This is a genomic window from Pseudomonas sp. NUPR-002, assembly GCF_056322725.1.
Genome location: NZ_CM150476.1, coordinates 5281031 through 5304241 on the forward strand (window position 1 = coordinate 5281031; position 23211 = coordinate 5304241).

The 23211-nt window shown below is 57.1% G+C and carries 26 protein-coding genes and 1 pseudogene; 14 read left to right on the plus strand and 13 right to left on the minus strand.

What is annotated here, in order from left to right; genetic code table 11:
• Positions 1–156: 156 nt before the first annotated feature.
• The gene (locus ACVWSC_RS24335) at positions 157–366 is read left to right on the plus strand and encodes a hypothetical protein (protein ID WP_262405545.1); all 210 of its coding nucleotides are present in this window, start codon (positions 157–159) and stop codon (positions 364–366) included.
• A 29-nt stretch (positions 367–395) separates the two neighbouring features.
• On the opposite strand, the gene ACVWSC_RS24340 is transcribed toward ACVWSC_RS24335, so the two are convergent.
• The gene (locus tag ACVWSC_RS24340) at positions 396–638 is read right to left on the minus strand and encodes a GDCCVxC domain-containing (seleno)protein (protein ID WP_191832387.1); all 243 of its coding nucleotides are present in this window, start codon (positions 636–638) and stop codon (positions 396–398) included.
• Positions 639–763: 125 nt separating this feature from the next.
• Between ACVWSC_RS24340 and ACVWSC_RS24345 the strand changes: the two genes are divergently transcribed.
• Complete coding sequence (locus ACVWSC_RS24345) at positions 764–1753, plus strand: arsenic resistance protein (protein WP_191832388.1); 990 nt, start codon at positions 764–766, stop codon at positions 1751–1753.
• 58 nt (positions 1754–1811) lie between these two features.
• Here ACVWSC_RS24345 and ACVWSC_RS24350 read toward each other — a convergent pair whose 3' ends face one another.
• Both ACVWSC_RS24350 and ACVWSC_RS24355 read right to left on the minus strand, forming a co-directional pair.
• Positions 1812–2903, minus strand: a complete 1092-nt coding sequence (locus ACVWSC_RS24350) for a flavin-containing monooxygenase (protein ID WP_191832389.1) — start codon at positions 2901–2903, stop codon at positions 1812–1814.
• Positions 2904–2944: 41 nt separating this feature from the next.
• The gene (locus tag ACVWSC_RS24355; protein ID WP_191832403.1) at positions 2945–3283 is read right to left on the minus strand and encodes an ArsR/SmtB family transcription factor; all 339 of its coding nucleotides are present in this window, start codon (positions 3281–3283) and stop codon (positions 2945–2947) included.
• A 115-nt stretch (positions 3284–3398) separates the two neighbouring features.
• On the opposite strand from ACVWSC_RS24355, the gene ACVWSC_RS24360 reads away from it, so the two are divergent.
• Genes ACVWSC_RS24360 through arsJ form a run of 8 tightly spaced genes read left to right on the plus strand, consistent with a single transcriptional unit; the run spans position 3399 to position 9262 of the window.
• On the plus strand, positions 3399–3812 hold the full coding sequence (locus ACVWSC_RS24360) for an arsenate reductase ArsC (protein ID WP_191832390.1): 414 nt from the start codon (positions 3399–3401) through the stop codon (positions 3810–3812).
• 8 nt (positions 3813–3820) lie between these two features.
• A complete protein-coding gene (locus ACVWSC_RS24365; protein ID WP_191832391.1) occupies positions 3821–4177 on the plus strand; it encodes a metalloregulator ArsR/SmtB family transcription factor in 357 nt (118 codons plus the stop codon).
• Between the two features lie 19 nt (positions 4178–4196).
• Positions 4197–4667, plus strand: a complete 471-nt coding sequence (locus tag ACVWSC_RS24370; protein ID WP_191832392.1) for an arsenate reductase ArsC — start codon at positions 4197–4199, stop codon at positions 4665–4667.
• Between the two features lie 18 nt (positions 4668–4685).
• A complete protein-coding gene (gene arsB, locus ACVWSC_RS24375; protein ID WP_191832393.1) occupies positions 4686–5747 on the plus strand; it encodes an ACR3 family arsenite efflux transporter in 1062 nt (353 codons plus the stop codon).
• A 4-nt stretch (positions 5748–5751) separates the two neighbouring features.
• Positions 5752–6468 (plus strand): arsenical resistance protein ArsH, encoded by a 717-nt coding sequence (gene arsH, locus ACVWSC_RS24380; protein WP_191832394.1) that lies wholly within the window; start codon positions 5752–5754, stop codon positions 6466–6468.
• A gap of 11 nt (positions 6469–6479) precedes the next feature.
• Positions 6480–6983 carry a cyclin-dependent kinase inhibitor 3 family protein gene (locus ACVWSC_RS24385; RefSeq protein ID WP_191832395.1) on the plus strand — a complete coding sequence of 168 codons (504 nt, stop codon included), beginning with the start codon at positions 6480–6482 and terminating at the stop codon, positions 6981–6983.
• 32 nt (positions 6984–7015) lie between these two features.
• The gene (locus ACVWSC_RS24390; protein WP_280042767.1) at positions 7016–8020 is read left to right on the plus strand and encodes an ArsJ-associated glyceraldehyde-3-phosphate dehydrogenase; all 1005 of its coding nucleotides are present in this window, start codon (positions 7016–7018) and stop codon (positions 8018–8020) included.
• 9 nt (positions 8021–8029) lie between these two features.
• Positions 8030–9262, plus strand: a complete 1233-nt coding sequence (gene arsJ / locus ACVWSC_RS24395) for an organoarsenical effux MFS transporter ArsJ (protein WP_280042769.1) — start codon at positions 8030–8032, stop codon at positions 9260–9262.
• Positions 9263–9286: 24 nt separating this feature from the next.
• Here arsJ and ACVWSC_RS24400 read toward each other — a convergent pair.
• A pseudogene (locus tag ACVWSC_RS24400) lies at positions 9287–9630 on the minus strand (pyridine nucleotide-disulfide oxidoreductase); the annotation flags it as partial.
• A gap of 294 nt (positions 9631–9924) precedes the next feature.
• On the opposite strand from ACVWSC_RS24400, the gene ACVWSC_RS24405 reads away from it, so the two are divergent.
• The gene (locus tag ACVWSC_RS24405; RefSeq protein WP_442109606.1) at positions 9925–11331 is read left to right on the plus strand and encodes a Shedu immune nuclease family protein; all 1407 of its coding nucleotides are present in this window, start codon (positions 9925–9927) and stop codon (positions 11329–11331) included.
• Positions 11332–11418: 87 nt separating this feature from the next.
• Here ACVWSC_RS24405 and ACVWSC_RS24410 read toward each other — a convergent pair whose 3' ends face one another.
• From ACVWSC_RS24410 to ACVWSC_RS24435, 6 genes are all read right to left on the minus strand, one after another.
• Positions 11419–13137 carry a UvrD-helicase domain-containing protein gene (locus ACVWSC_RS24410; protein WP_191833608.1) on the minus strand — a complete coding sequence of 573 codons (1719 nt, stop codon included), beginning with the start codon at positions 13135–13137 and terminating at the stop codon, positions 11419–11421.
• The gene (locus ACVWSC_RS24415) at positions 13134–15011 is read right to left on the minus strand and encodes an ATP-dependent nuclease (RefSeq protein WP_191833609.1); all 1878 of its coding nucleotides are present in this window, start codon (positions 15009–15011) and stop codon (positions 13134–13136) included. Before ACVWSC_RS24415 ends, ACVWSC_RS24410 begins: the two co-directional genes overlap by 4 nt.
• A gap of 325 nt (positions 15012–15336) precedes the next feature.
• Positions 15337–15525, minus strand: a complete 189-nt coding sequence (locus ACVWSC_RS24420; protein WP_191833610.1) for a hypothetical protein — start codon at positions 15523–15525, stop codon at positions 15337–15339.
• 15 nt (positions 15526–15540) lie between these two features.
• Positions 15541–15804 (minus strand): antitoxin Xre/MbcA/ParS toxin-binding domain-containing protein, encoded by a 264-nt coding sequence (locus ACVWSC_RS24425; RefSeq protein ID WP_367619275.1) that lies wholly within the window; start codon positions 15802–15804, stop codon positions 15541–15543.
• Between the two features lie 570 nt (positions 15805–16374).
• Positions 16375–17760 carry a DEAD/DEAH box helicase gene (locus tag ACVWSC_RS24430; RefSeq protein ID WP_191833613.1) on the minus strand — a complete coding sequence of 462 codons (1386 nt, stop codon included), beginning with the start codon at positions 17758–17760 and terminating at the stop codon, positions 16375–16377.
• The gene (locus tag ACVWSC_RS24435; RefSeq protein WP_191833614.1) at positions 17757–18314 is read right to left on the minus strand and encodes a hypothetical protein; all 558 of its coding nucleotides are present in this window, start codon (positions 18312–18314) and stop codon (positions 17757–17759) included. Before ACVWSC_RS24435 ends, ACVWSC_RS24430 begins: the two co-directional genes overlap by 4 nt.
• Before the next feature lie 105 nt (positions 18315–18419).
• Here ACVWSC_RS24435 and ACVWSC_RS24440 point away from each other — a divergent pair, with 105 nt between their 5' ends.
• Together ACVWSC_RS24440 and ACVWSC_RS24445 are read left to right on the plus strand one after the other, a co-directional pair.
• Complete coding sequence (locus ACVWSC_RS24440) at positions 18420–18626, plus strand: helix-turn-helix domain-containing protein (RefSeq protein ID WP_038616969.1); 207 nt, start codon at positions 18420–18422, stop codon at positions 18624–18626.
• Positions 18627–19110: 484 nt separating this feature from the next.
• Entirely contained in the window at positions 19111–19290 is a 180-nt protein-coding gene (locus tag ACVWSC_RS24445) for a YebG family protein (RefSeq protein WP_442109610.1), read from the plus strand.
• 3 nt (positions 19291–19293) lie between these two features.
• On the opposite strand, the gene ACVWSC_RS24450 is transcribed toward ACVWSC_RS24445, so the two are convergent.
• Positions 19294–20316, minus strand: coding sequence for a Leu/Phe/Val dehydrogenase (locus tag ACVWSC_RS24450; RefSeq protein ID WP_442109612.1), 1023 nt, complete (start codon positions 20314–20316; stop codon positions 19294–19296).
• Between the two features lie 125 nt (positions 20317–20441).
• On the opposite strand from ACVWSC_RS24450, the gene ACVWSC_RS24455 reads away from it, so the two are divergent.
• Positions 20442–21248, plus strand: a complete 807-nt coding sequence (locus ACVWSC_RS24455; RefSeq protein WP_442109614.1) for a SirB1 family protein — start codon at positions 20442–20444, stop codon at positions 21246–21248.
• A gap of 30 nt (positions 21249–21278) precedes the next feature.
• Here ACVWSC_RS24455 and maiA read toward each other — a convergent pair whose 3' ends face one another.
• Positions 21279–21905, minus strand: coding sequence for a maleylacetoacetate isomerase (gene maiA / locus ACVWSC_RS24460; RefSeq protein ID WP_442109616.1), 627 nt, complete (start codon positions 21903–21905; stop codon positions 21279–21281).
• Positions 21906–21917: 12 nt separating this feature from the next.
• Entirely contained in the window at positions 21918–23210 is a 1293-nt protein-coding gene (gene fahA / locus ACVWSC_RS24465; RefSeq protein WP_442109618.1) for a fumarylacetoacetase, read from the minus strand.
• Position 23211 lies beyond the last annotated feature (1 nt).

Here is a 23211-nt window from a genome sequence, read left to right on the forward strand (position 1 = left end):
GTGAAGAGTTGATTGCTCCACCATCCTCTTGATTGACTCCTTGGGTTTGAAGGATGGTTTCATGCGCCTGAAGTAGGCGCCCTTTTCCAACAAGTACCCTGTGTCACCCGTTTGTGGTGACGTAGCCAAATCGACGCGACTGGCGAGGGAGTCGTTGTGCGCAGCAATGGCCGGCCGCTGCCTGAGGCGGATGAGATCATCGTGGCCACGGGTTTACATCCCAATCTGCAGCCCCTAAGTGAGCTGCGGCTGGCAATTGACCAAACCACTCAAAGCCCTGCTCAGTTGGCTCCATTGATCGATCCAAACGAATACAGCTTCGGCACCGTTCGCCCGCATGGTCTCGACGAGTTAGGGACTCGGTGAACAGTCTCGGTCCATCGCCCTGCCAGAGATCAGATCTGGCGGGGTACTTTAGGTGCGTCTAAACCACAGCAACCGCGCTGCTCCTGGATCGGTGGGCACTTCACCGAGCCAAACGAACAGAACACACAACAGTCACCAGGATTCGGGCGTAGCAGGGTCTTGCAGCTGTCACACTCGTAGAAGAACTGGCAGGCGTCCGTGGGCATGACCTCCTGCTTGGCGAAGCCGCAATGCGGGCAGGTCAACACGGATTCAAGGATGATGGCGCTCATAGCTGCCCCACTTATGTACGGTGCCTGCCCTGTAAAATACTGGAGCCGGACCGATGGCGCGAGTAGAGGATGCTCGAAGCGCCATTATGTGGATCAGTATGCGACGTCTTAAACTTGAGAGCCCCATGAACAGAGATACCCTTGAGCAAAACCAGATACCTATCTACTTCGTCGCGGTGATAGTCGCCGCACTCGGTGGGCTTCTGGCTCCATCCTCTGCACAGGGGTTGTCGGCCTTGATTACCCCTAGCATCGCCATACTGATGTACGCGATGTTCCTGCAGATTCCCTTCCTGAATCTGCGAGAAGGACTGCGCAACAAGCCCTTTATGGCAGCGCTCATGGTCACCAACTTCATCCTGATCCCGCTGCTGGTCTGGGGGCTGACCCGCTTTCTGGAAGGCCAGCCAGCCATTCTGATTGGTGCGCTACTTGTCCTGCTGACGCCCTGCATCGACTATGTGGTGGTGTTCACCCACATTGGCCGGGGCGACTCACGCTTGATTCTTTCAGCTACCCCCATCCTGCTGCTACTCCAGCTCGCGTTGCTGCCGCTCTACCTCAGTCTTATGCTTAGCGGTAACTCCGGGGTTGAGATGCAGGTCGGCCCATTCCTCGAAGCCTTCTTGGCGCTGATCGTGGGTCCCCTGATCCTGGCCCTGTTGACCGAGGCCCTGGTCAAACGCTCCACAGTAGTAAAAGTCTGGGCCGATGCCTGGGCCTGGTTGCCGGTACCGGCGATGGCGGCAGTACTGATCGCTGTAGTCGGCTCCCAGATCGCCCCTGTGGTGAACCAGATCGAAAAGCTCGCACCGGTGCTGCCTGTATATATCGCCTTCGCTTTCCTGGCCCCGATGATCGGCGCCTTGGTCGCGAAGATGTTTAAACTGCCCGTCGGAGCGGCCAGGGCGGTGACATTCAGTACCTCGACGCGCAATTCGCTGGTGGTCCTGCCGCTCGCCCTGGCCTTGCCCGAAGAACTGCGCGGACTCGCTGCCGCCGCAGTCATCACCCAGACCCTCGTTGAGCTGGTTTTCGAGTTGATCTATGTTCGAGCGATTCCATCGCTCCTTTGCCGGGATCGATCGACGACCACAGCGTCGCTCAGTCGCTGACTGCGTCACGAAACAGGCGTCTGCAACTTCCAGTTTCGATCCGTTGTCCCGCCAAAGATCAGGCTTGGCGGGGTGAAGCTGATAGCTGAGACGGGTGATCCTTGCCCAGATGATGAAGCAGTCGAGGCATTAGGTAACTGGCGTCAGCACCCACGCCCCTGAGTGTTGCCGAGGCGAAGTTACGTTGCTTCGGCAAGCCTACGAAGTACAAGCCAGGCACCTTGCTGGCTACACCGTTGTGTTGCAGCACACGTCCACTCCGGTCTGCGACCGGGAGGCCTGACAGGAAATCAAGGTTTGGCTGGAAGCCCGTCGCAAAGATCAGCGCATCGACTTGGGTCGTGCTTCTGTCCGGCCAGACAACAGCATCGGATAGCACTTGCTGGAACATTGCCCTACGCCGGAATCGACCGGCGTTGAGGGCCTTCCGGTACTTGCCAGTGTCGAGCACGGGAGTGCTCTGGTCACTCAACCATCGTGTTTGCTCCAGCCTGGTGAATTTCAGCCAAGCATGAAAATCGAGCCCGAGGATTCGCTGCGGGAAGAAACGGATTTTCTCGCGGGTTGCCAGCACTACCTCGGCGACGCCTGCAAGCTCATAAGCGATCTGGACAGCTGAGTTCGCGGCTCCAACCACTACGACGCGCTGGCCAGTAAAGGGCTCTGGCGTTCGATATGCTGAGCTATGCAGACATGTCCCTGAGAAGCCCTCCAACCCAGGAACGCTGGGCGTGAACGGCCGGCTAAATCCTCCCGATGCTACGACCACAGAACGTGCGGTGAGGATCGCTCCGGTGTCGCAGCGAACCTCAAACACCTTTTCCTTCTGCGCTACGCCCACCACTCGGATGCCGCCCTGAAAAGGCAGTCGAAACTCGGCAGCGTAGGCCTCCAAGTACTTCACCACCTCGTCCCGTAGCGGATAGCTCTTGGGGTCACCAGGAAACGGCAGCCCCGGCAGCGCTGAGTGTTCAGCCGGTGAGAACAGCTGCAGGCTGTCGTAGTAGTTACGCCAGTTTCCGCCTGGGCGTATCTGCTCATCAATGATGAGAAAATCCAAGCCGTGATGCTGCAAGTGCCAACCAAGCGCCAAACCTGCTTGGCCTCCCCCAATGACAACCACATCCAAAGTACGACTCAATTCATTCATATGTGCACACTCATGCATATATCAAGAGAAAAAAAGCCACGCTACGGGCAGCACAGCGAAACCAGACCCTTGGTTCGCTGGAGGAGGCCCTCCAAACGCTCGACGATCGCCCCGCCATTCACTTCATAGAAAACCTGTCTGCCCACTTTGGTGGCTTTCACGATGTGAGCGTCGTGCAGCACCTGTAAGTGCCTTGAGATCACAGAGCGCTCCTGCGGCAAAGCTTTGGCTATTTCGCCGACATCCGCCCTCCCTAACTGAAGCACGCGCTTGAACACCGCGACCCTAGAGGGTTCGCAGAGAGCTTTGAAGAAGGCTTCATCCAGCGACTCAATGGCAGCATCGATGGCTTGGGCGCGGAGATTGTCAGTAGTCGTCATGAGAGCAATATATGTGCATGAAGACGCACATGTAAAGCCACCCATCATCACAAGCTTGCGATACATTTGGAAAATCGTATATTTGAAAAACCATATATTAGCAGAGCATCTAGTGATGACTGGCAAGATCCGCGTCCTGTTTGTTTGCACCGCCAACGCTGCTCGCTCCCAGCTCGCCGAAGCATTGCTCCGGCACACAGACCCTGTGCGCTTCGAAGCTTTCAGCGCAGGCACTCAGCCTGGCGTAGTCGACCCGCGAACCTATGCCGCCCTTGAGCACCTCGCCATCGACTCCAGCGCCCTGCGTAGCAAATCCATCGACGAGTTCGCCAGTGAACACTTCGACTACGTCATTACCCTCTGTGACAAGGCCGCCCAGGAATGCCAAGCGCTTCCGGCTTTTGGCGAGCAGCTGGTATGGAGCTTCGAAGACCCTGTCACCAGCGACAAACACGACGCCTTCCGCCACACGCTTCACGAGATTCATGAACGCATCAAGATGTTCGTCCTCGTGAAAACCAAACACTGAGAACCGCTATGACTGACTCGCTGACCCCTACCAAGGTTTTCAAATGCCTCGCCGACGAGACACGCATTCGGATGATGTTGCTGATCGCTCGCGAGGAAGAGCTCTGCGTCTGTGAACTGACCTGTGCGCTGGAAGAAAGCCAGCCCAAGGTTTCCCGCCACCTAGCGCAATTGCGTACGTGTGACCTGCTGGAAGACCGCCGGCAGGGTCAATGGGTTTACTACCGGCTACATCCCGAACTGCCCGCCTGGGTACGCGAGGTCTTGGCAACGACGCTGGAGGCCAATCACGAATGGCTGAGTACCAGCTCCAAACGACTGGACACCATGGGTGGCCGCCCACAGCGCGTGGCCTCCTGCTGCTGATCACTGCCGAGAAAAGCCGATGAAAGCTCTGTTCCTCTGCACCGCCAATAGCTGCCGCAGCATCCTGTCCGAAGCCATGTTCAACCACCTGGCCCCGACCGGTATGAAGGCCTTCAGCGCCGGCAGCCAGCCCAAGGGCGAGGTACATCCGTTGTCCATCGCCGCGTTGCAGCGCGCCGGTATTTCCACCGATGGTCTCAGCAGCAAGTCCAGTGATTCACACGCCGAGTTAGCCCCGGATTTTGTCATCACCGTCTGCGACAAGGCCGCTGGCGAAGCATGCCCCGTGTTCTTCGGGCCGGCAGTAAAAGCTCATTGGGGGCTTTCCGATCCGTCGGACCTGCAAGGTAGTGCCGCCGAACTGGACGAGGCTTTCGACGCCACGCTTGAACACATCAAGCGCCGCATTACGGCATTTCTCGCATTGCCTTTCGAACAACTGGATGCCGCCCAGCTCAAGGCCGAGCTGGCGCGCATCGGAACGCTCTGACGTTAAGGGAGATTCACCATGAGCAAGAGCCGCCTTTCATTCCTCGATCGCTACCTAACGGTCTGGATCTTTTTGGCCATGGGCCTTGGCATTGGCCTCGGCAGTCTCTTCCAGGGACTGCCTGCATGGCTGAACAGCCTGTCGGTTGGCTCGACAAACATCCCCATTGCCATTGGCCTGATCGTCATGATGTACCCGCCATTGGCGAAGGTGAAATACGAGGAGCTGCCACAGGTCTTCAAAGACAAGCGCATCCTCGCCTTGTCGCTGATTCAGAACTGGGTGATTGGCCCGGTGCTGATGTTCGGGCTGGCTGTCGTATTCCTCTCCGACAAGCCCGAGTACATGACCGGCCTGATCCTCATCGGCTTGGCACGCTGCATCGCCATGGTGCTGGTGTGGAACCAGATCGCGGGCGGCAACAACCAGTACGTTGCTGGCTTGGTCGCCTTCAACAGCATTTTCCAGATCCTGTTCTTCAGCGTGTATGCCTGGATCTTCCTGGGCCTTCTGCCGCCGCTGTTCGGCCTGGAAGGTAGCGTCATCGAAACCAGCTTCCTCGAAATTGCCCAATCGGTACTGATCTATCTGGGTATCCCATTCCTGGCTGGCTTCCTGACCCGCAAGATCCTGATCAGCCGTAAGGGCTCCGCGTGGTACGAGGAGCGCTTCATTCCGAAGATCAGCCCGCTGACGCTCGTAGCGTTGCTGCTGACCATCGTCGCCATGTTCAGCCTGAAAGGCGACATGGTGCTGCAACTGCCTCTGGATGTGCTGCGCATCGCCATCCCACTGACCATCTACTTCGTGGTGATGTTCTTCATCAGCTTCTGGATGGGCAAGCTGCTGGAAGCCGACTACCCACGCACCACTGCGCTGGCATTTACCGCTGCCAGTAACAACTTCGAACTGGCCATTGCCGTGGCCATTGCCACTTTCGGCCTTGCCTCGCCGGTAGCCTTTGCCACCGTCATCGGGCCTTTGGTGGAAGTACCGGTACTGATCTCTCTAGTTGGCGTTGCCTTGTGGCTCAAGCGTCGCTGGTTCGATCAGCCATCTGGTGCCTTGTCCCAGGAGTGAAATCATGACCGAACACCATATCCCCAACATCGACAGTGAACTGATCGATCTGCCGTCCTCCGAAAAGCTGGCGATCGAGCAGCAGTCCACTCACAAACCGCGCATCCTGCTGTTGTATGGATCGACCCGCGAACGCTCTTTCAGCCGCCTTCTGACTGAGGAAGCGGCTCGCCTGCTGGAGCACTTCGGCGCCGAGACGCGGATCTTCAATCCGTCCGGCCTGCCGCTGCCGGATGACGTACCCGACGACCACCCCATGGTCAAAGAGCTGCGCGACCTGGTGCTCTGGTCGGAAGGCATGGTCTGGTGTTCGCCAGAACGCCACGGTGCGATGACCGGCGTGTTCAAGTCGCAGATCGACTGGATTCCGCTGAGCATGGGTGCCGTGCGGCCGACGCAGGGCAAAACCCTCGCGGTGATGCAGGTCTGCGGTGGCTCGCAGTCGTTCAACGTGGTCAACCAGCTGCGCGTGCTCGGCCGCTGGATGCGCATGTTCACTATCCCTAACCAGTCGTCAGTGCCGAAGGCCTATCTGGAGTTCGACGAAGCGGGCCGCATGAAGCCTTCTGCGTACTATGACCGCGTCGTCGACGTGATGGAGGAGCTGGTGAAGTTCACCCTGCTTCTGCGTGATCGTGCCGACTACATGGTTGATCGCTATTCCGAACGTAAAGAGTCCGCTGAAGAACTGTCGAAACGCGTCAATCAACGCTCCATCTGAGGCTTTTGAGCATGCAACTGCACCCGTATTCCGTGCTGACTACTCCACAGTTGATCGGCCAACTAATCTTCACCCCGTGCCCTGGTACCAAGGACACGTCGGTCTCCCAGGCTCTGGCAACACTGCGCGATGCCGGCGCGAGCGCACTGGTAACCCTGATGCCGGATGAAGAGTTGCTGCAGAACGAGGTCGATCTACTGCCTGAGGAATGCCAGCTGTTGGGCCTCGAATGGTTCCACCTGCCGGTGGAGGATGATCAGGCTCCCGGTGAGCCCTTTGCTGTCGCCTGGGAAACCCATCGGGAGCGCCTAAAAGAGCTGGTGATGGCTGGCAAATCGATCGCTATTCACTGCAAGGGTGGCTCGGGTCGTACCGGCTTGTTCGCAGCCCGCCTGATGATCGAGTGCGGTATCCCTGTGCACGAGGCCATCGCTCAGGTTCAGGCCCTGCGCCCGCGAGCGATTCAAAACCCTGCACACGTCAACTACATCAATCAGTTCACCAATACCCTCTGACCGCTCGCGAACCGCGACTCGAGAACAAGAAAATGGCAATCAAAGTAGGCATCAATGGGTTTGGACGTATCGGTCGCTTGGCGCTGCGCGCGTCCTGGGACTGGCCGGAATTCGAATTCGTACAGATCAATGACGCGGCCGGGGACGCTGAGACCCACGCCCACCTGATCAACTTCGACTCGATCCACGGACGCTGGCAACGCGAAGCAGGTGCAGAAGGCGACTCGGTGGTGATCGATGGCAAACGCATCAAGGTCACAGCGAACAAGACCATCGCCGACACCGACTGGTCGGGCTGCGACCTGGTCATCGAGGCCAGCGGCAAGATGAAGTCGGTAGCCGTGCTCCAGGCCTACCTGGATCAGGGCGTCAAACGCGTGGTGGTCTGTGCCCCGGTGAAGGAAAAAGGCGCGCTGAACGTGGTGATGGGCGTAAACCAGCACCTGTTCGACCCGGCCCAGCACCGCATTGTCACCGCCGCTTCCTGCACCACCAACTGCCTGGCTCCGGTGGTCAAAGTGATTCACGAGAACCTGGGCATCCGCCACGGCTCGATCACCACCATCCACGACCTGACCAATACCCAGAGCATCCTCGATACCCCGCACAAGGACCTGCGCCGCGCCCGTGCCTCAGGCATGAGCCTGATCCCGACCACCACCGGTTCGGCCACAGCGATCGCCGAGATTTTCCCCGAACTGCGCGGCAAGCTGAATGGTCACGCCGTGCGCGTACCGCTGGCCAACGCCTCGCTGACCGACTGCGTGTTCGAGGTGGCGCGTGAAACTACGGCTGAAGAGGTCAACTTGCTGCTGAAGGCGGCTGCCGAAGGCCCGTTGAAGGACATCTTGGGTTACGAAGAACGCCCACTGGTGTCCATCGACTACCGCACCGATCCGCGGTCTTCGATCATCGATGCGCTGTCGACCCTGGTGGTCAATGGTACCCAGGTAAAAATCTACGCCTGGTACGACAACGAGTGGGGCTACGCCAATCGTGCAGCGGAGCTGGCCCGACTGGTCGGCGCGGCGGAGTAAACGGCGATCATGAAGGCGTTGTCAGCCCTGTCCACACAAGTGCGCCAGTACCTGCTGGTTACCGGCAACTACTGGGCCTTCACCCTCACCGACGGCGCGTTGCGCATGTTGGTGGTTTTGCACTTCCATACGCTGGGCTACACGCCGCTGCAGATCGCCGCGCTGTTCCTGTTCTACGAAATTTTCGGCGTGATCACCAACCTGGTGGGCGGCTACCTCGGCGCTCGCCTGGGGCTCAATCGCACCATGAACATTGGCCTGGGCATGCAGGTGCTGGCCTTGCTGATGCTCACGGTTCCGGCGGCCTGGCTGACGCTGCCTTGGGTGATGGCAGCCCAAGCCTTGTCCGGCATCGCCAAGGACCTCAACAAGATGAGTGCCAAGAGCTCTATCAAGCTCTTGGTGCCAGATAGCCAGCAAGGCACCCTCTACAAGTGGGTAGCCATCCTCACCGGCTCGAAAAACGCGCTCAAAGGCGTGGGCTTCTTCCTCGGCGGTGCACTGCTCGCGCTGCTCGGCTTCTCCATGGCGGTGCTGGCCATGGCGGCGGTGCTGGCATTGATCTGGATAGGCAGCTTGCTGCTGCTGAAAAAAGACCTGGGCAAGGCCAAGGCCAAACCAAAATTCCGCGACATGCTGTCCAAAAGCCGGGCGATCAACATCCTCTCGGCCGCACGATTGTTTCTCTTTGGCGCTCGCGACGTCTGGTTCGTCGTAGCGCTGCCGGTCTACCTGAGCACCACATTTGGTTGGGACTTCTGGTTGGTCGGCGGCTTTCTTGCCGCCTGGATCATCGGCTACGGCATCGTGCAGTCTTTTGCCCCCAGCATCACCGGCAAGCAGCGTGGCCATGTGCCAGACGGCCGAGTAGCCTTCACCTGGGCTATCGCGCTGGCCGGACTGCCCGCACTCATTGCTCTGGGGCTGAGCGCAGGCTGGTCGGGTCAGGTGGTATTGCTTGGTGGGCTGATGCTGTTCGGCGTGCTGTTTGCCGTGAATTCATCGCTGCACAGCTACCTGATCGTTAGCTATGCCAAGGAAGACGGGGTCTCACTGGACGTGGGCTTCTACTACATGTCCAACGCTCTGGGACGACTGCTCGGCACCCTGCTTTCCGGCTGGGTGTTCCAAACTTATGGCCTGGAGGCTTGCTTGTGGGTATCGAGCGGTTTTGTACTGGCTGCCGCTCTCATCTCAATCGCCTTGCCCAGGCACGACGAGACTCCACAGCAGCCAAGCTGAACAGCGACCATCAGGCAGGGGCTCTCATGCCTCCGCCTTTACCAGTAACTGCTCGATTTCAGCGACAGTGCTGCGGGCTGTACGGGTAACCCCGATCAAAGTCGCTGACGTCGATCCCGTCCACTCGCCATAGGCCACCAGCCAACGCCTGGGTTCGCTCACAGCACGAGTCCCTCGACCGCCACTCGCCCTTCCTCGGTAACCACCCCAAGGCTGGCTAGATGCCCTTAAGCCGGTTTGAATCCGGTGCACCAGATCACTGCATCGACTGCCGTCTCCGAACCATCGGCCCAGACCACACCATGAGGTGTGAAGCGCACGAAGGGGCATACAACGTGCAATACGCCCCGTTCACGTGCCTCGACCACGGAAAGTGCCGCAGCAAGAATTTAGCATTGCGGCGCACCTGGTCGGGTAGTGCCCCATTTTCGAGAGCTCGATTTAAAACTCAAGGGTGGCAAATACTGTGCGAGTACGTTCTCGGGACGGCAATGAGGCATCCGCGGTTCTCTCGGGAGAACGGCATTAACCGCCATTTCGGAGCTACTGCCTAGAAATGTGGGTGTGCGGCGACTTCTCTCTTTCGCTAACGCATAGCAGTATACTTCCCCATCTCAAAGCAGCCTCGTGCTGCTGTGGCGTGCCAAGGAGAAGTGGGCGTTATGTATGACGCAGAATCAGTTTTCAATCCAAGTTTCCGCCTTGTTCCTAGCCTGCCAAATGAAGAACTAAGTAGAGACCTCTACATGGAAACCTTCTTCAATCTAGAAGAGCCGGACGCTTGGTACCCGTACCCTGAGAATCGCTGGCACCGCCTTGCCCGCATTTTCCCAGACCGTATCGTCACTTATCCGGTATTCACCAATCCGCATGCACAACGCTACCTCACTTGTAGACACGGCCGAATCAAGACCATTGTTTATGAAATGAAATATGTCCAGGGTTTACCTGAGTCTTCGGATGCAGCTCTCACGCTGATCGACATGTACTTAACGTCGCGGTTATGGAATAGCAGTAACTTTGGTCTTGGCTTGATCAAAGATCTGGAACCCATATGTGCTGGCCTGATGCGTGTGCCCGACCTAAATACCTTGGTAGTGACCCACGACGATCAGATAAAGATTGATCGCAATTGCGCGCGCATTCCAGAGCGGCAGTTGGATGACTTGAGGCGCACGTTCGATAAGGCCAATCGCAGACTGAAGGAACGCATCCGCGTAGCCAAGCAGTGGCATGTTCGCAACGCGCTGCTGGCAAAACTAGCACCCTCGCAATTCCCTGCCTTGGTCCAAGTGACTAGCACCGGTGAAATGGTCGAGTACCGAATGGCCAGCACCAAGCCCTCTCCAGCCATGGAGAAACAGCAACGACAGGCATCGGTGAGAACCGTTAGGCAGAATGCCAGACAGATTGCCAAAGACGCCCCGCATGAGCTACTCAATCTACACGCTGAAATTGAGCGAGTGACGCTCGCTAACATGATCGAGCTCTTCGAGAAGAAGCTTCAGCAACAGCTCACCGAAGCTCATTGGCAGCGTTTTTTTGAAGACAACACGTTCATCTTGTCACTGCTGTTCGCCCGACCGGTAAAGCTGCTTCACACTCAGTTCCATGCGCAAATGTCCGGTATCGATGGCTCCGGTGCTCAAATCGGGGACTTTCTTTTTCGAGAGCTAGGGCAGCCGCTGGCGATTGTTGAGATCAAAAAACCGTCCAGCCCCCTCATGCAATCAAGTGCTTATCGCAACGACAAAGTGTTCGGACCGCATGCGGAACTCAGCGGCGCGGTTACACAGGTTCTCTACCAGCAAACCGCGTTGCGCAGTAATTGGCTGTTTCACCAAAGCAGTTTGCAGGGCTCCCAACCAGATACGATCAAATGCATAGTCATCTGCGGCACCACGCCGACTGAACCCGAACCGCGGCGCTGCTTCGATATCTTTCGACACGCTTGCAAGGATGTGGAAGTCGTCACCTTCGATGAACTTCTGGACAAGCTGAGGTTGCTGCTCCAACACCTCAGCCATGACAAGACTCACAATGAAGGAGACACCGGCAAGCAGAGTTGAAGTGATGGGCGGTAATCCAAGCGTCGCGGACCGTCAAAATGAACTAGCAATCGGGTCATAGGTTAGCTAGCCCATAGCGAGGTTGGTCTACTTGCGAGCCGGGAGTTCTTCAAATCCAGCTGCGATCAAATCCCCGCGTAACGCTTTTAGGCTTGAGTTGGGCACGGCCAACCAAAACAGGTTCCTGGCTCTCGTGACTGCTACGTATCCAATACGCCCTTCCTCGGTAACCGTGCCCGCCAATAACGCTTCAACGTTCGGCTTCTTCGCTACATACAGAACCGCGCCAATGGATTCGCCTTTCACCTGGTGTACAGTCTCGACTCTGATTCCATGGCCGCCCTCTTGAGGCCCCGCAGCGCCGGTGAGCGGAAGTTCCAGCAACCCGGTCTTCGCCAGTTTGTTGCCTAGAGTGCCTACAGCTTTCAACCCAGACTGTTTCTCGATGGCTGCGAGAAGAATCCTGATATTCATCATGAGCTTCGGATGCCACTCAGTTTTGGCTAACAGCAACGATGATGGCAGTCCTGTCTCGGCGTTGCGAATGAAAGCCCATAGCAATCGTCTGAGCCTGAGCATCCACCCTTCATGGGGTGCTCCTTGCAGGTTTGAGCTAAGCCCATTTGGGGGGTTGTTCAGCAATCCCACGACAGCCCGGCATACAAATTTAAAGCACTCTTGGTATCGACCTTGCTGGTCTCGAAGCAAAGACGCTTCTGTGAGCATTGCGATCGTACCTTTCCCAGGAGGGGCGACGTTCCCGGCCAACACCGCGGCGCGCCCCGTCCCTCGGCTGAGAATTACCGCATCCTTGTACTGCATACCCAGTTCATCGATATGAGCCTTGAAAGCATCGAACAGCTTGGGCAGTTCCGATTCCTTGTACCCTACGAAATATGCTCCGCCTTGTTCGGGCTGCCGATCTGGCTCATCGTCCCGGCCGCAGAGCAAATTGGCGATATTGATGATCGGGGGCAGTGAGCGGTAGTTACGAGTGAGCTTGTAGCCAGTCACCCCAATACGATCCGTATAGGTGTTCAGGAAGGCGCCGTCAGCGCCAGCGAAGCCGTAGATGCCCTGGTTTACATCACCAATGAGGGAGACTTGTACCCCAGCACCGATGAGCAACTCCAAGATAGCCTGATGCACAGTGCCCAGGTCCTGGGACTCATCAACCAGAAGCTGCGGATACCGGCCTGCCAGAGCACGTAGAACTGCAGGCTGGTGGACCAAGGTCCGATACACCCAGTACCGGCCGAGTTCATGAGTGTAGGCACCTGTGCGGCCAAGGCGATTGACCGTGTTTAGAGCCTTTCCAGCATCGAGTTTTTCCACGCCGTCACGTGTATCGGTGAAGAAGTAGTGATTGCCATTCTGCATGCCGACTTTGATGTCTTTGACCGGCAGAGGGCGGCCCTCCTCTGGCCAATATTGAAAACTGGCCAAGAAAGGCTCTGAGCCTGACACCAGGTATGCTGCTTGAGCCGCAGCCATTGTTCGGTAAGCATGGGGACGCAATACATGCTGGGTGAAAAACCCATCAAGCGTGTCCACCTCCACGCGTTTGCGATTGGCGTCATCCGGCAGGGCCGAAGCGAGCTGTGCGTACCCCTTGTTGAACGTATTGACCGCAACATTGGAGAAAGACAAAAGCACGACCCGACCACGGCTGTTGTCCATCTTCTGCCGGATGGCAATCAGGCGCCTGATTGCCGTAGCCGTTTTGCCGCTCCCAGCGCACGCCGTGACAGCGATAGGCCCCAACGGCGCATTGATTATGTCCTTCTGCTCTTCGGAGAGCTTCATGGTTTGGCCGCTCCCTGGCAGACATGCTGGATGGCTTTCTGAAGATAGTCAGGGACTGCGCAATCAGGCGTTTTGGCGATCTGCTCAGCAAATGCCTGACCGAATCGGCCCTTTTGCACATTGCTACTACTGTCTTTGCGCTCGAACATCCCGCAAAACAGCGCCTTGGCCTTTGCAGTGTTGTCTGGTTGAGCATCCACGATCTTGCGTAGTGCTTTTGAGATACGTGGGTGGGGGTCGGCTAACGCAGTAAGCATGGGACCGCGATTCGCCTCAAGCAGTGCCAGATCGTATTCCAAGGTTTTCAGACCGTGGAAGACCTTCACAAAAGCGTCTTCGGACTCCTTCATCTTGACGGTGTTGCTAGACAATCTCACATCGTCTCCAAACGATGGATAGACCTCTTTCCTTTTAACCTTTTTCTTCTTCACCGGTTCGGCGACCGGAACTTCCTCTTCAGGCGCATCCGTTTCTTCCATGTAGGCAGCCTCGGCAAGCAGATCCTCAATCCCTTCCGCATCCAGCTCGCCCTCTGCAGGGCCCTGTACCTCTTCTTCTTCGAAAGGATCAGCGTCGGTCACGACAGCGACCGGAATTCGTAGGCCTTTCTCACCAAACAGCGGCAAGAAGGAATCGAAATTGAGCCCCTCGACACTGATCAGACTGACACCGTACTCCCGGAGATCAAGATTCATAAGCTTGGCGAGCGCATCGACAAGCATGAGCTCCGCAGCACCTTCGACGAAAATGACCCGGCGGGCAAAAAACAACTCGGCTCTGGTCACGTCCAGATAACGCTCAAGCTTTTCCCGTTTACCCTTGGCAAATTTGATGTCACGGGGGAAGAAAGTCTCCACGCCGGCATCGCTCTCTACCAGGCATACCAGAGACTCGAGCTTTGAATTGCTGGCAAAATTTGGGGAGTGGCTGGTGACGAACAGTTGCACTGACTTTTCGCCTTCATTCGTCGGCACGCCTGCGAGATACCGCAACAGCACACGCTGCAATTGAGGATGCAGATGCGCCTCTGGCTCCTCGACAATCAAGCTTCGATAGGCTGCGTCAGGGTTTTTGGCCAGCTCGCTGAGCACTACCGCCATGAAAATCAGGTTGTTGAAGCCCAGTCCGTTCTGCTCAATCTCCAAAGCTTCAGCGGTGAGGGAAAGCCGAGCAGAAAGACGCTGGAAATCTGTTGCGCTAAGCCCAACAGCGAGCGTCTGTGCCAGCTGCTCTCCCATCATTAAGCCATGTCGAGACGATATCGCGGTATGGGTGCTTTGGATTGACTCGTTCTGCTGGAGTTTTTCATCCAGTTCTTTCAGCGCCGCGTTGATTGCTTCACGACCTTCATCATCCGTAAGCAAATGCAGCAAACGTGCCAGCTGGCTGTTACGGCTAGGTCGAAGCCCCTGCGCGGCATCTCGCAAAGGCTGCAAATAGACACCACGAAGGTTTTCCATCATATCGGAGGTAAGTGCAACCTCCTGGTGATCGCCGCACCAGCGTTTTACTCTGAAGCGACCCGTCTGATCCGCATCGGTGTACCTGACGTGAACATGCGCCTCCATAGTCTTGTCAGCGCACGGCTTGAGCGCTGCAATAAAGTCCGCTTCATCCTCGTGGCTGAGATCTCTGAAGACAAAATGGAAGTTAATATCGCCAGTCGGTTCGCCTTCAACCGGGCGATGTCGGTCCGAAACATCGAGACGGGGATAGGGTTCATCATGTCCCGCGAGAAGCGTCCGGAGCGCATCCACTACCGCGCTTTTGCCTACGTTGTTTGGCCCTACCAGCACATTCAAACCAGGCTGAAATTTCAGCGTGGCTTCGCGCAGCTTGCGGAAGTTCTTGATGGTCAGCTCAGCGAGGTACATGAAGGTCTCCATCCTTGTTTTTACGGATGAAATACTATTCGAGATGAAATGTGCAATAGGACAGTGCGTCAGATAAAAATGGGAGTTTCAGCGCTGTGTGGATGGAAATGGATCGATCCTTCCCTGGCGAGCGATGACCAGCTGGGGCAGGCCAAACCGCTACGCTGAAGAGGCAGATAAAAAACTAGGCTCGGTTCGAATGAAAATCACTGGCCGTGTGGAAACTGAGGCGGTGACTGATGTGCGTTGCGATGTGTGCGACGGCTCACCCGTCTGGACAACGGCAATCTGCAGTATGGGATGCCCCAAGCACACTGGGATGTCATTATTTCATCGCCTTGCGAATGATGTTGAGTGATCCTCCGGCAAGGCGATCAACAGGTTCTGTATCCGCGCCGCTCACGAGGGCAATGTCCCGGAAGCGGCTTCGTTTTTCGGTGCGTGCGGCCAGCCGGGATAGAGCCTCTATCCGGCAGAGCTCCACCCCCAATTCGCTTCGATTCTCGGATTTCATGATGTCTCGAGTGCGTCAATAGACGCCATACTCAAGCCTCACCAGGTGGTCGACGACTTGTCGGTAGCGATCAGCATCTGCCAGCAGACTACAGGGCGTGCGCATGTCCAAGCCAAGAGCTGGCCGCGACAACCATTCGGATGCTAACCGGTAACTGCCCAAGACGTAGGCCGCCTGGTTCATGACCTGACTTCGACGCGCCACGAAGCACCGGTGCGGGGTGCTCCAACAACCGGCTAGCGAAGGAAAACAGGGTCCTATAAGGATGATCGCTGCCATATAGCTTCCGCCACCACCATGCGCTTTTTGGTCACGTTTACCTTACTCCATTGGCCGCTGCACATCGTCGCCGGCAGGATGACTGGTAGCGTTCATTTATCGGCCGGTGGCACTGCTGATGAGTAGTGATTCCCATCCGGCCTCTCCGAATTGAGGAGCCTTGGGGAGTGCGACGTCGGTAAAAAGTCGCGCTCAAGCCACCAATGACATGGTCATTTTTGCGGTAGGGCTCTCTTGCTCGTTTGGAGCCGGAGGCTTACTGAATAATTTTGGATGGCAAGTGTTGAATGCGTTTTTGCTGCCGTGGTTGGGTTGCGCTGCGTTGGCGATCATATGGCATCTAATCGCGAACAGACGCGCCAATCTTACTGGCGTGACTCAGAAAACTTGAAGTTTTCCAAGAGGGCTCGCGTGACTGCGTCAAGGAAGCGTGAACGACCCAAGCGTTGAAATTATCAGCTTTTTTATTAAGCAAGACGTATTGCCCGGACGCTTACGTTTTAACTATCTAAAAACAATGCTCAGTTTTCGCCTCCTACTCAGAGCCTATGAATAACATCGTCAAAAGGCTTAGTAGATTTCTAGCAACTCCGTACGAAACGTCGGCAAGAAGTGTAGGCTGCACGAGTCTTCAATAGTCGACCACTCAACCCCTACGTCTCTCGCTGCTGTAGTCGGTAAAGGCGACGAAACGCTGATTGTGGCTTGGTCTTCGAGGCACTCAAAACCGCAATACTCAGGGGTTAACTCGACCTCGATACGCCCGCGATGAACATGATGAATCACCGCTAGATCTTCCGGAAGATCTAACGATAGGCGCTCCGAGAACGCTTTCAATGAGGGCTCTGCAAGGACGTAAAGCCAGGCCATGGCATCCTGAGGACCGATTCGGCGAAGAATTCGTCCCAAAACTTGGCGATAGTGCAACTCCGTACGGATACGACTGAGGTAACAGCATACCTGCAGACGAGGAATATCTGTCCCTTCGCTGATCATTCCCACCGCCACAATCCAGCGTCCCGTCCCGATTCGGAACTCGTCGATAGCTTCCTGAGCATCTGGTGTTTGATTGGTTACCACTTGACAACTTTCCCCTAACCGACTTAGTTCATCAGCTATGAGATGAGCATGTCTGATACTGGCAGCTACAATAAGGCCACCGGCATCAAGAGTTTCTAGTCGGATCTCATCCAGTTTTCTGCACCCAAGCTCGAGAATTTGACTGACCAACTCTCGTTGCGACAGCAAATATTCAAACGTCACCGGCGAATCGCCGAGCAGTTCAGCGATACTCGAATAAGTGTTGACCGTGGAGCTTTTCCCGCTCCGAGTCGTTACCTTCACCGCACCGTTATCGATGAGGACAATCCGGGGGGATCGGCATACAAGATCGTTTATAGCTGCCTTGAGTCCATATTTGAAGTCACAGAGTATGCGCCCATCCGGATTGGAGTATCTGGCGAGCACAATCGACCTTTCATCAGAACGCCAGGGAGTGCCTGACAAGGCAAGAGTATACGTAGCCCGCCCTTGAACTCTCTCAATAATCAGCTGCCCCCAAGTGTTCCCGAGCGAAAGTTCCGCTCCAGCGCAGTGATGTATCTCATCGAACACCGCAAAAACACGATACTGATCAAGGAGAGCCCAGAAGCTTTGATCTTGATAATCCATCCCTTGATAGGTCGAAACCGCACCGACAGCGCCAATACGGCCATCGAAACGGAGTCCTAGGTGAGATTCGAACGTGCCCCTGAAGCCCTCTACGGTCTGACAAGACGGCGCGAAGCAAAGGATCAAGTCAATTTTATCGCTGAGCAAGAGACGCCGAGCGACCTCAGCCGCCATCCGCGTCTTACCCGCCCCAGGTGTCGCCTGGCAAAAGAAATGTGGGAATTTTGCGTAGTGCTCCAAGGCCGCGTCTACGCAATCACTCTGCCATTTTCGAAGCGAACTCATACAATGCTCAAAAATTTGAGTGTTTTCTCTACGGCCTTTAGATGCCCGAGAAGTCGGGAGCCGCGGTCGCGTGCTTCAAGGAATTCGTCTTCTACCTGCTCTTTCAACTGCGGCATCTCTTGCATCAACTGCTTATATCGTTCGGCTTCGCCCATGGATGACAGCAGATCCAGCCGTATCTCCTTGGCCAATTCTTGTAGGCGGCGTACAGCCGACTCCTCTACTGGCTCCTCCCCATATGCCGTATCGGCCCGAGCGGGCTGCTCCGAGCTACACCGATCCACCAAGTCGAGAGTGAGATGTTCGGGTTGGGTGAGTACTCGATAGGTTTTACCACGACCCGCACGACTATCCTCTGCGCGCACCCATCCGACACGAATCAGACGGCGTATCTGATCATGGATGTATCGCCAGCACTCGACCATGGACTTGGGAGGTGAAGCGAGCTCTCGAACGTAGGCATCTCGTAACTCACGCGTCGTGAAACGCAAGAGTGCTTCGTCCTGAAATAACTCAAAGATGCGCCTGTCGAGCCTAAACGTAGCCGATTTCATACAGGCACCTGAAAGGTTCAAACAGCAGTGAAATGCGGATTATAAACCGTGGCCTCTGCATCCGTAAACGACGGAAAGTTCCGCCTTGAATTGTTCGAGGCGGTCATGCAAGAGTTGGCGAAGGAGTTGGGCAGACGAATCCGGGAACGGAGAAAGGCCATAGAATTGTCCCAAGAGGCTCTGGCGCTAGCCTGCCAATTGGACCGGAGCTATATGGGCCGCATCGAGCGAGGTGAAATGAACGTCACTGTCGAAAAGCTCTATAGAATCGCCCAGCAGTTAGGCTGTCATCCACGAACCCTATTGCCGTGAAAGTAGCCTGCTGTACAGGCGCTGGGGCTGCCTCCCCATGAACGTCCGAAGACCAACGCAGAAGCGGTCGAGAAAACCCTACTCCCGTAAGAGCCAATGCCTGTGGGATCAGCGACCTTCTAGTTCTCTTGCTAGCTGGACGTTACAGATGCGCCATCTCTAAAGACTGACATTGACGCTGTCTGCGCTAAATTTCGAGAGATGTGGGATTCCGAAGCTTAACTCTGAAAAAAAAAATGAGTTCACTCGCTGCTCCAGTGGCAATTTCAATCTCGACGCTCATCTTCTATTGGTAGGATCCACCGGCCCAGTCGCCGACCGATACGGGGTCGTTGCGGTCCCCAACTCGCCCAGACAAATGAGTAACCAAACATCCCGGCGCTAGCTTACCCGTTGCTGAACGTGGATAAGGAGGTGTCACATCTGCCTTCAAGAAGAATCGATCATTGACAGGATTTAGCCTCACTCTGCTGTAGAAAGCAAAATGCTCGAGCTGGCCGAGCTGCTCGCCGAGGTCCTGAAAAAGGCCGTGCCGTCGCTCAGTGAACAACAGGTCGAAGATGCAGGCATCTATATGGCTAAAAACCGCGACGTGTTTGCCAAAGCGTTCAAGAGCCAGCCAGACGCCCTGTCCGAGCTGCTTTCTGGCACGCCAGACGAGTAACACTCATGTGTTGTAGATCAAGCGCTCGGCAAGCATCTGCGCAACTCGCGCCGGAGAGCGCTTTTCTGCCTGGGCGTGAGCAAACACTTCGGTTAGACGCAAAGGAATGCGCGCCAAATGGCCGGTAATCGTGCTCAACGACTCGCCGCGGTGTTTGAGCGCCACGTAGATCAGCCCACCGGCATTGATGACGTAATCAGGCGCATACAGAATCCCGCGGCTTTCCAGTTGGTCGGCCACCTGCAAGGTGGTCAGCTGGTTGTTGGCCGCACCGGCCACTGCCGCACAGCGTAGCTGCATCACACTCTGGCCATTGAGCACCGGCCCTACCCCACAGGGTGCGAAGATATCGCAGGGCGTGCTGATCAACATCTCGTTGGCCACCGGCCGCGCGTTGAACTGTTCGATCGCCAGTTGCACCTTGCCCTGGTCATGGTCGCTGACCAGTAATTCGGCACCTGCGGCATGCAACTGTTCAGCCAGCGCATAACCGACATTACCCAGCCCCTGTACCGCCACGCGCAAACCTTCCAGGTTGTCGCTCCCCAGGCGCGCCATGGACGTGGCACGAATGCCGGCAAACACGCCCATGGCGGCATGCAGCGAGGGATCACCGACAGCAGTGGTACTGGTGACGTGCTGGGTGGTCTGGGCAATGCAGTCCATGTCCAGGGTCGAGGTGCCGCTGTCGACGGCGGTAATGAACCGGCCTTGCAGGGTGTCGACGAAGCGACCGAAGGCCTCGAACAGCGCAGCACGGTTTTCCACATGGGGGTTACGAATGATCACCGCTTTCCCGCCACCCTGTGACAGGCCCGCCAGCGCCGCTTTGTAACTCATGCCCTGGGCCAGGCGAATGGCGTCGATCATGGCGCTGTCGTCATCGGGGTAAGCCAGATAGCGACAGCCACCCATCGCTGGCCCCAAGTGTTCGCTGTGAATGGCGACCACAGCCTTCAGGCCCGTTGCGGGGTCAATGCACAGGTGCAGCGATTGCGTGTGGGTACTTTGCATCAGCGCGAACATCAGCGGGCTCCTCAGTGAGGTGCTGATCCCAGTATAGGCCGCACATTGCCGCTTGATGACAATGCCCGGACCACTGGACGAAAGGCGTTGCCAGCGCTACAAAATAAGCTGGAGCGGAGATTTTCATGAGCCCACGCCAAGCCTGCCTTGCCTGTCTGGAACGCGATCCGGTTGCCTTGCTGGAGGCAGCGTTATGGGTTGCAGTTGAACACGACAGCAGTGTCCAGCCGCTGGCCATCATGGCTCAGGTCAAAGCACTGCAACAGGAGGTCAGTGCCGGTCTGCCGATGCTGCCGCTCAGCGAACTGGCCCAGCCGCTGTTACGCCAGCTCAACGCCATGGGCTTTCAGCAGGATGAGTACCACCCCCTACGCCCCCAGGCAGCGTTGCTCGATAAAGTACTGGAGCGCCGTCGTGGCCAGCCGCTCGCCCTGGCGTTGCTGACCCTGGAATTGGCGCATGGCTTGTCGATCCCGCTGGAAGGCGTGAATTTCCCCGGGCATTTTCTCTTGCGTGTTCCCGGCGCCGACCACCTGCTTGACCCGTGCGGAGGCCGCAGGCTCTACCCGGCGGATTGCCGTGAACTGCTCGGACGCCAGTTTGGCCCACAGCTGCAGCTCAACGCCGAACACCTGCTTACCGCCAGCCCCAAGCAGATGCTCCAGCGTCTGTCACGCAACCTGCGCCAGTTGCACTCAACCCACGACGACGACCTGGCCGCGCTCAAGGATGCCGAACGCGTGCTGCAGCTAGGCCCCGCCACGGCCAGCGACTACCTGGCCCGCGCCACCCTGTACCAACACCTGGAATGCCCACAGGCCGAGCGCTTCGACCTGGAGCATGCGTTGCTACTCAGTGACGACCCCATACAACGCCTGCGCCTGACCGAACGCCTGGGGCAGTTGCATCCCCCTGCCCCTTCAGTGCACTAGGTTTTTCATACAGAGCCTAGGGACTGCTGCTCACGGCGTGTCGGGCTGCCTTGCCGGATGAGCCTGGATAAACGCCGGGTGCTCCGCCGCCAGATCGGCGACACGGCGAATACGTGGGTAGTCGCTGAGGCCGATGCCGAAACGCTCGGCAGCATACAACTGCGGGAGCAGATAGACATCTGCCAACCCCGGCTCTTCGCCAAAGCAGAAGCCGTCATCGCCGATCAGCTTTTCTACCGCCGCCAGCCCTTGGCTGATCCAGTGCGCGATCCAGGCATTGACCTGCTCTTCACTGAAGCCCGAGCCACGCAGCTGATTGAGCACGCTGACATTGTGCAGCGGATGCACATCGCAACCGATCAACGCTGCCACGCCGCGAGCCTGTGCGCGCTGCACCGCGTCTGCGGGCAACAGCGCCGGCTGTGGATAAACCTCTTCCAGGTACTCGATGATCGCCGGTGACTGCACCAGCAGTTCACCGGAGTCGATCCGCAAGGCCGGCACCCGGCCCTGTGGATTGAGTGAAAGAAAATCCGCCTCAGTCTGTTCGCCCTTGAGCAAGTTGACTGGCACGTACTGGTACTCAAGCTGCTTGAGCGCCAGGGCAATTCTCACCCGGTAAGACGAGGTCGAACGGAAGTAGTTGAATAAATCCATGGCCCTGCCCTCTTACTTGGCTGGAAGAATCTTGCCGCGGCATTCACCAAAGCCGATCGATGCCACGCCCTCACGCACGCAACGGGCACGCAGGATGATCTCGTCACCGTCTTCAAGGAACTTGCGTACTTCACCCGAGGCCAGCTGCACCGGCTCTTTGCCGCCCTGGGTAATCTCCAGCAGGCTGCCGAACTGGCCAGGCTGTGCCCCAGACAAAGTGCCCGAACCAAAGAGGTCGCCCGGCTGCAGCTGGCAACCGTTGACGCTGTGGTGAGCGACCATCTGCGCGACAGTCCAGTACATGCTTAAAGTATTGCTCAATGTCAGGCGATGGGCGGGCAGGTTTTGCTCGCGCATGCGCTCGGTCAGCAGCAGCACCTCCAGCTCGATGTCAAACGCACCGCCAGCCTGGTCACGCTTGTCGAGCAGATACGACAGCGGCTGAGGGTCGCCCTCCGGGCGTGCAGGCTGAGCGCAACGGAACGGCTCCAGCGCTTCGGCAGTGACCACCCAAGGGGAAATCGTCGAGATGAAGCTCTTGGACAGGAACGGGCCAAGCGGCTGGTATTCCCAGGCTTGAATATCACGGGCAGACCAGTCGTTGAGCAGGCAGAAGCCGGCGATGTGCTCAGCCGCTTCAGCCACTGGAATCGCATCGCCCATGTCGTTGCCCTGGCCGATCCAGATCCCCAGCTCCAACTCGTAGTCCAGGCGCGCGCAGGGGCCGAAGCTTGGCTCGCTCTGGCCAGCCGGCAGGGTTTGGCCTTTGGGCCGGCGGACATCAGTGCCAGACGGGCGAATGGTAGACGCACGGCCGTGGTAGCCGATCGGTACGTACTTGTAGTTGGGCAGCAGCGGGTTGTCCGGACGGAACAGCTTGCCGACGTTCTTGGCGTGTTCGATACCAACATAAAAGTCGGTGTAGTCGCCGATCTGCGCGGGCAGGTGCAGTTGGCACTCGCGGCTATCAATCAACAACGGTTTCAGCACAGCCTGATGCTCGCTGTGCTCACCAAGCAGTTCCAGCAGGCGCTCACGCAGGGCGACGCGAGCAACACGGCCGAGGGCGAAAAAGGCGTTCAAGGCACCGCCACGGGTAGCCTCGACGGCAGCACGGGCCTGACCGTCGAACAGGCCAGCAGCCAGTACGGCTTCAAGATCGAGAATTGCATCGCCAATGGCCACGCCACAACGCTTGGCTTGGCCCTGGTGAGTGAAGATCCCCAATGGCAGGTTCTGCAGTGGAAAATCGCGATGCCCGTTGGCGTGTTCGACCCAACTGCGGGCAATAGCGGACTGATTCATG

Bases quoted from the DNA above. Each gene is read 5' to 3' on its own strand.
- ACVWSC_RS24340 (WP_191832387.1), bottom strand. From the start codon at position 638: ATGAGCGCCATCATCCTTGAATCCGTGTTGACCTGCCCGCATTGCGGC.
- ACVWSC_RS24345 (WP_191832388.1), top strand. From the start codon at position 764: ATGAACAGAGATACCCTTGAGCAAAACCAGATACCTATCTACTTCGTC.
- ACVWSC_RS24350 (WP_191832389.1), bottom strand. From the start codon at position 2,903: ATGAATGAATTGAGTCGTACTTTGGATGTGGTTGTCATTGGGGGAGGC.
- ACVWSC_RS24355 (WP_191832403.1), bottom strand. From the start codon at position 3,283: ATGACGACTACTGACAATCTCCGCGCCCAAGCCATCGATGCTGCCATT.
- ACVWSC_RS24360 (WP_191832390.1), top strand. From the start codon at position 3,399: ATGACTGGCAAGATCCGCGTCCTGTTTGTTTGCACCGCCAACGCTGCT.
- ACVWSC_RS24365 (WP_191832391.1), top strand. From the start codon at position 3,821: ATGACTGACTCGCTGACCCCTACCAAGGTTTTCAAATGCCTCGCCGAC.
- ACVWSC_RS24370 (WP_191832392.1), top strand. From the start codon at position 4,197: ATGAAAGCTCTGTTCCTCTGCACCGCCAATAGCTGCCGCAGCATCCTG.
- arsB (WP_191832393.1), top strand. From the start codon at position 4,686: ATGAGCAAGAGCCGCCTTTCATTCCTCGATCGCTACCTAACGGTCTGG.
- arsH (WP_191832394.1), top strand. From the start codon at position 5,752: ATGACCGAACACCATATCCCCAACATCGACAGTGAACTGATCGATCTG.
- ACVWSC_RS24385 (WP_191832395.1), top strand. From the start codon at position 6,480: ATGCAACTGCACCCGTATTCCGTGCTGACTACTCCACAGTTGATCGGC.
- ACVWSC_RS24390 (WP_280042767.1), top strand. From the start codon at position 7,016: ATGGCAATCAAAGTAGGCATCAATGGGTTTGGACGTATCGGTCGCTTG.
- arsJ (WP_280042769.1), top strand. From the start codon at position 8,030: ATGAAGGCGTTGTCAGCCCTGTCCACACAAGTGCGCCAGTACCTGCTG.
- ACVWSC_RS24405 (WP_442109606.1), top strand. From the start codon at position 9,925: ATGTATGACGCAGAATCAGTTTTCAATCCAAGTTTCCGCCTTGTTCCT.
- ACVWSC_RS24410 (WP_191833608.1), bottom strand. From the start codon at position 13,137: ATGAAGCTCTCCGAAGAGCAGAAGGACATAATCAATGCGCCGTTGGGG.
- ACVWSC_RS24415 (WP_191833609.1), bottom strand. From the start codon at position 15,011: ATGTACCTCGCTGAGCTGACCATCAAGAACTTCCGCAAGCTGCGCGAA.
- ACVWSC_RS24420 (WP_191833610.1), bottom strand. From the start codon at position 15,525: ATGAAATCCGAGAATCGAAGCGAATTGGGGGTGGAGCTCTGCCGGATA.
- ACVWSC_RS24425 (WP_367619275.1), bottom strand. From the start codon at position 15,804: ATGGCAGCGATCATCCTTATAGGACCCTGTTTTCCTTCGCTAGCCGGT.
- ACVWSC_RS24430 (WP_191833613.1), bottom strand. From the start codon at position 17,760: ATGAGTTCGCTTCGAAAATGGCAGAGTGATTGCGTAGACGCGGCCTTG.
- ACVWSC_RS24435 (WP_191833614.1), bottom strand. From the start codon at position 18,314: ATGAAATCGGCTACGTTTAGGCTCGACAGGCGCATCTTTGAGTTATTT.
- ACVWSC_RS24440 (WP_038616969.1), top strand. From the start codon at position 18,420: ATGCAAGAGTTGGCGAAGGAGTTGGGCAGACGAATCCGGGAACGGAGA.
- ACVWSC_RS24445 (WP_442109610.1), top strand. From the start codon at position 19,111: ATGCTCGAGCTGGCCGAGCTGCTCGCCGAGGTCCTGAAAAAGGCCGTG.
- ACVWSC_RS24450 (WP_442109612.1), bottom strand. From the start codon at position 20,316: ATGTTCGCGCTGATGCAAAGTACCCACACGCAATCGCTGCACCTGTGC.
- ACVWSC_RS24455 (WP_442109614.1), top strand. From the start codon at position 20,442: ATGAGCCCACGCCAAGCCTGCCTTGCCTGTCTGGAACGCGATCCGGTT.
- maiA (WP_442109616.1), bottom strand. From the start codon at position 21,905: ATGGATTTATTCAACTACTTCCGTTCGACCTCGTCTTACCGGGTGAGA.
- fahA (WP_442109618.1), bottom strand. From the start codon at position 23,210: ATGAATCAGTCCGCTATTGCCCGCAGTTGGGTCGAACACGCCAACGGG.